A 4,733-nucleotide genomic window follows, 5' to 3' on the forward strand; every position below is an offset into this window, starting at 1 on the left:
GAACAAGGTATGTTGAATTCTTCGCAAATGGCGATCGCATCAGACATGGTTGGCAAATCCGAATCGCTACCCATGATAATTCCAACTGTTGGTTGATTCATGCAATTTTCAGGTGTGAGATTTCAGATCAATGCTAATTTTAAATTATGGCGTTAACTCAAATTTAGATATTTTGTCGGAAAACTGACGCTCAAAAGCAATTTAGTCACCAGCCAAGAGTGCAGAAATCCAAAAACTCAGCATTCTCACAACCAGCCCCAGATTGAGGCGAGCAAATTTCTAATTTCTAATTTAAAATCTCAAATCGGATGAATGAAGCCACAACCCCAACTGCCGCCCCTATAAATATTCTCAACGCTCGCATCCCCGGTTGCAAGGATTTGCAAATGCTTGCTGTTGACGAAACAGGCATCATTCAAGAAGTTTGCCCGATGGACAAGGTATTTAAACTGATGTACCCTCCTGATTTGCAAGTGCTTGATGCAGCAGGCGATTGGATTTCTCTCGGTGGTGTTGACTTGCAGATTAACGGAGCTCTCGGTTTTGCTTTCCCCGATTTAGAAAGCAAAGATATTGAAGTTTTAGCGAAAATTTCTCAATTTTTATGGTATCAGGGAGTAGATGCTTTTGTGCCAACTTTGGTGACAACTTCCCTGGATAAGTTTAGGCGATCGCTCTCGACGATATCAAATTATATCCGCACTGCAAAAACCGCCAATCTAGCAACCAATAAAACTAAAACAGCCGAAATAATCGGCGTTCACCTAGAAGGCCCTTTTCTCAACCCGCAGAAGCGAGGAGCTCACCCAGTTGAGTTTTTATTACCGCTAACTATAGAGAATGTGAAGGAAGTTTTAGGAGACTGTGCGGATATTGTCAAAATAATTACTTTAGCGCCAGAATTGGACAGCAGCGGCGAAGTCATTCCCTATTTGCAAAGTTTGGGAATTGCCGTCAGTCTCGGACACTCCCAAGCGACAGCAGAGCAAGCACAGCAAGCTTTTGCCCAAGGAGCTTCAATGGTAACTCACGCTTTTAATGCGATGCCGAGTTTGCACCACCGAGAACCGGGTTTGTTGGGCGCTGCGATCGTTTATCCGGGCGTAAAATGCGGTTTAATTGCTGACGGCAAGCACGTTTCTCCGACAATGATTGATTTTTTGCTGCGCGCTGGCAGATACGACACAGGCGTTTTTTTGGTCAGCGATGCTTTAGCTCCTTTGGGTTTGCCTGACGGTGTTTATCCTTGGGATTCCCGACAAATAGAAGTCAAAAAAGGTACGGCTTGGATCAGATTGGATTACCACACGCCCCTGGAATCTGCTACTTTGGCGGGTACAACTCTGCCGCTGTTGGCGGGAGTGCAGAATTTGGTGAAGTGGGGAATTTGCGAACCCGAAAGTGCGATCGCCCTAGCAACTGAATCTCCCAGAAAGGCGATGGGAATTTCAGGAATAATCGGTAAATCTGCCAGTCAATTATTACGTTGGCACTTGGATGAACCGACAAAAGAATTAACTTGGCATCGGTTGCTTTAAGTCATTAGTTATTCATTATTATGGGATTTATCAGCAATTAACCGGACTAGAGATGATTCGGTGTTCTCGGCAAGTTCGATCGTAAATATTATTTAATTCCACAGCCAGGCAAATCTCACCCCGTAGCCACAGCGGTAAAGCAGGCAGCGCGGAACCTACAGCCAATTTTTCCTGCCAAATATCGAGGTATTGGTTGCCATTTCGCTCGATCGGGCGATAAGCTGTAGCATATAGCTCAGCGTCGAAAAGCAAAGCACTTCCTCCTCCTAAACGGGCTAACAATTCATTGTGGAGATTTGCTTTTCTTGCAGTCACAACATCAACTATTACCAACCCAATTCCCTGTCGCAAATACGTCTCGCATTTAGAAACAAAAGCACCGCGATGAGTAGAACGATCTTTGTTAGCAGGACTTACTAATTCAATTGCACCTGCTAAAACCGGGCCGCCTTCTGTGTTAAAAATATTGATTTGCACAGTTTCCGACAAAGGTAAAAATGGCACTATTTGGGCTGGCGGTGATATCCAATTGTTGGGAAAATCTATTGGTAAACAAATTACCGTCTCTGGACAATCAAACTCCGGTAGAGGTTCCTCAAAAGCTGCGACATCAATTTCAATTCCAAATTGCACGTTGGGTTCGGCAAAGTAACCTTCGGGTAATTTGGCATTTAAATCCGATGCAATATAAGTCGCCCAAGCATTGTGAAAGGCGTGCCAGTGACGGCGCACTGACAGTGGCGGGCGGAAATGGTCTTGTAGCACCATATTTTTTTAAGTTAGGGCTAATTAAAATTATAATATTTAATCGTTGGCAATAACTCAGCAGCAGGCAGAAAGATGAATTTGGTAAATGACAAGGATATTGTCAAACAGTATTTTAACTCGACGGGATTCGATCGCTGGCAGCGAATTTACGGCGACGGCAAAGTCAACAAAGTTCAACTAGACATCCGCACCGGGCACCAAAAAACGGTGGATACAGTCATCGAATGGCTGCAAGCTGACGGCAATTTGGCCGGGCTGAGTATCTGCGATGCCGGCTGCGGTGTGGGATCTTTGAGCATTCCCCTAGCTGAGGCTGGGGCAATTGTTGGCGCTAGCGATATCTCTGAAAAGATGGTAGCAGAAGCCTATGCTCGATCGACAGCAGTTCCCGGCAAGCTGTACAACATCTCCTTCGCAGCCCAGGATTTAGAAGCCTTAACCGGCAAATTTCACACGGTTATTTGCTTGGACGTGCTGATCCACTATCCTCAGAATAAGGCAGCCGAAATGATCGCACACCTAAGTTCGATCGCCCAATCGCGACTAATTCTCAGTTTTGCCCCCAAAACTGTAGCACTTACCGCCCTCAAAAAATTTGGCGAACTTTTCCCCGGGCCGAGCAAAACTACCCGCGCTTACCAGCACCGCGAAGCAGATATTATCAAAATCCTAGAAAGCAACGGTTTTGCGATTAACAGAACAGCCATGAACAGCACTAGCTTTTACTATTCTCGCTTGCTGGAAGCTGTGCGGAAATAGGTTAAAATCTCTGCCAATTCTGAGGCCAGTTTAGAGCATTTATTGGCTGTTGGGGCGGGTTTAGATAATTTGTTGATCCGTGTCAAAGATTTAGGTGAACCCGCCCCAACTACATCTAAGCTGATTCTTGGTGGCCCGGATCTCCACGAAGTTTTTCCAGAAACTCTGGATAATTTTCCATATCCTCTAATGATTTTAGGAGGGGAAGTGGCACTTTATTGGCTGCATCTGCAGAGATTTTGTCAGCTAAGGCATAGAATGCCTCATCATCATCTCGATGAGCGAGGACATAGGTGCGTAACTCTTTTCGGCTCATTTCATTGAAGTTAGGTTTCATACAAATATTGCTTCTCCGTTGGGTTTGATTTATATTTTTATTTCTTCTCCCGCTAAGAAGTAAACGTTACCCGTGCGTTCATCTAAGCGGACTAAGTTAACACTCCGATACATGATTGTCGCAGAACAACAAAGAACGAAGGTTTGCCATACTTGCGCTGTTGTAGGAATAGCTTGCACTCCTGAAACTCACCACCTTTCATTTTATACGTTCTTGGGTTCTGCGGTAATGCCTAGATTGGGCGATCGCGGGTCATAGGTGCTTCACTGTCTGTGGCTTTGGGAGCGATCGTGTAAATGATTGTTACAAAAGCTGGAACTATGCGTAAAAACATCAAGCTATTTCCGCAATGTAAATAAAGGCTGGAATTTAGGGAGTAAGAAGGTATGAGGTTTGTATCAGAGAATGCAGCAGGCGATCGGGATAACAAAGCAGGCGACAGCAACAGCAAAGTTAAGTTAAACCTGAACCTAGAAACAGATATGCCATCTGGGCCAGAAAGTAAAGAGAATCCGATTAATCAGGTTTTGAGTCAAGTTGAGAAGATTTTGTGTGAAACTTGGAAGGAAACAGGGTTTGGAAAAGTGACTATTGAGAGTGAGAGGGCCCAAAAGGGTAAAGGTAAAATTCAAGTGACTGTGAAGGGTTCTACTTTTTATCGGTATCACATTTCTGAGGAAGATGTTAGGGAGTGGAATTCAAAGGAATAAGTGCGGTCGCACCTCAATATTAGTTACAATTAAAGTGAGAAACAACTCCAACAATTAAGTAGGAGGCAACAATGCAAACTCAAAGTAACACGAATATGGGAAAAGTTTTTGCCACTCTGACAATTGTTAATCGCGCCGACCAAATTCGGGCGGAAGATGGCACAATTTCACCCGAACGAGTTCGATCGATAACTCTCAAAAATGTGTTGGTAGATACGGGAGCTACTACCTTATGTTTACCAAAGGATGCGATCGCCAAACTGGGACTAAAAATCCTGAAAGAAGTGGATGTAGCAACAGCAATGGGTATTGGCAAAGCCCGAATTTTCCGAGATGCTACCATATCTATGTTTGAGCGAGAAGGAACTTTTGAGTGTTTGGAATTACCGGGAGGAACCGATGCTCTTTTAGGAGTGATACCTTTAGAAGCTTTGGGGTTGGAAATTGATTTGCAGAATCAAACTTTGAAGGCTTTGCCGATTAGTCCTACGGAAACCTATTTGACGATTTTGTAGGAAGGTCTTTTTTTTAGGCAATTTTTATTGGAGAAGTGCGATCGTTGGGGGGGGGCGGGTTTTTATAGTTTATTGATCGGTGTCAAAGATTTAGACGAACCCGCCC

At 44.3% G+C, this 4,733-nt stretch carries 7 protein-coding genes; 4 read left to right on the top strand and 3 right to left on the bottom strand.

Going from position 1 to position 4,733, the window contains the following annotated elements; all coding sequences use genetic code 11:
• The coding region (locus IQ270_RS28240; protein ID WP_193976441.1) for an AIR carboxylase family protein at positions 1 to 101 on the bottom strand (101 nt) is incomplete at its 3' end.
• 207 nt (positions 102 to 308) lie between these two features.
• Between IQ270_RS28240 and nagA the strand changes: the two genes are divergently transcribed.
• A complete protein-coding gene (gene nagA, locus IQ270_RS28245) occupies positions 309 to 1,538 on the top strand; it encodes an N-acetylglucosamine-6-phosphate deacetylase (RefSeq protein WP_193976442.1) in 1,230 nt (409 codons plus the stop codon).
• A gap of 30 nt (positions 1,539 to 1,568) precedes the next feature.
• Here the strand turns inward: nagA and IQ270_RS28250 are convergent, their stop codons facing one another.
• Positions 1,569 to 2,306: a DUF4058 family protein gene (locus tag IQ270_RS28250; protein WP_193976443.1), complete on the bottom strand. Its 738-nt coding sequence runs from the start codon at positions 2,304 to 2,306 to the stop codon at positions 1,569 to 1,571.
• A 72-nt stretch (positions 2,307 to 2,378) separates the two neighbouring features.
• On the opposite strand from IQ270_RS28250, the gene bchM reads away from it, so the two are divergent.
• Positions 2,379 to 3,065, top strand: a complete 687-nt coding sequence (gene bchM, locus IQ270_RS28255) for a magnesium protoporphyrin IX methyltransferase (RefSeq protein WP_193976444.1) — start codon at positions 2,379 to 2,381, stop codon at positions 3,063 to 3,065.
• Between the two features lie 115 nt (positions 3,066 to 3,180).
• Here bchM and IQ270_RS28260 read toward each other — a convergent pair whose 3' ends face one another.
• Positions 3,181 to 3,381: a hypothetical protein gene (locus IQ270_RS28260; protein ID WP_228056784.1), complete on the bottom strand. Its 201-nt coding sequence runs from the start codon at positions 3,379 to 3,381 to the stop codon at positions 3,181 to 3,183.
• A 407-nt stretch (positions 3,382 to 3,788) separates the two neighbouring features.
• Here IQ270_RS28260 and IQ270_RS28270 point away from each other — a divergent pair, with 407 nt between their 5' ends.
• A complete protein-coding gene (locus IQ270_RS28270) occupies positions 3,789 to 4,112 on the top strand; it encodes a hypothetical protein (RefSeq protein ID WP_228056785.1) in 324 nt (107 codons plus the stop codon).
• A gap of 71 nt (positions 4,113 to 4,183) precedes the next feature.
• Positions 4,184 to 4,627, top strand: a complete 444-nt coding sequence (locus tag IQ270_RS28275; RefSeq protein ID WP_193976447.1) for a retroviral-like aspartic protease family protein — start codon at positions 4,184 to 4,186, stop codon at positions 4,625 to 4,627.
• Positions 4,628 to 4,733: the final 106 nt, after the last annotated feature.

Source organism: Microcoleus sp. LEGE 07076, assembly GCF_015207455.1.
Taxonomy (GTDB): Bacteria; Cyanobacteriota; Cyanobacteriia; order Cyanobacteriales; family Microcoleaceae; genus Microcoleus.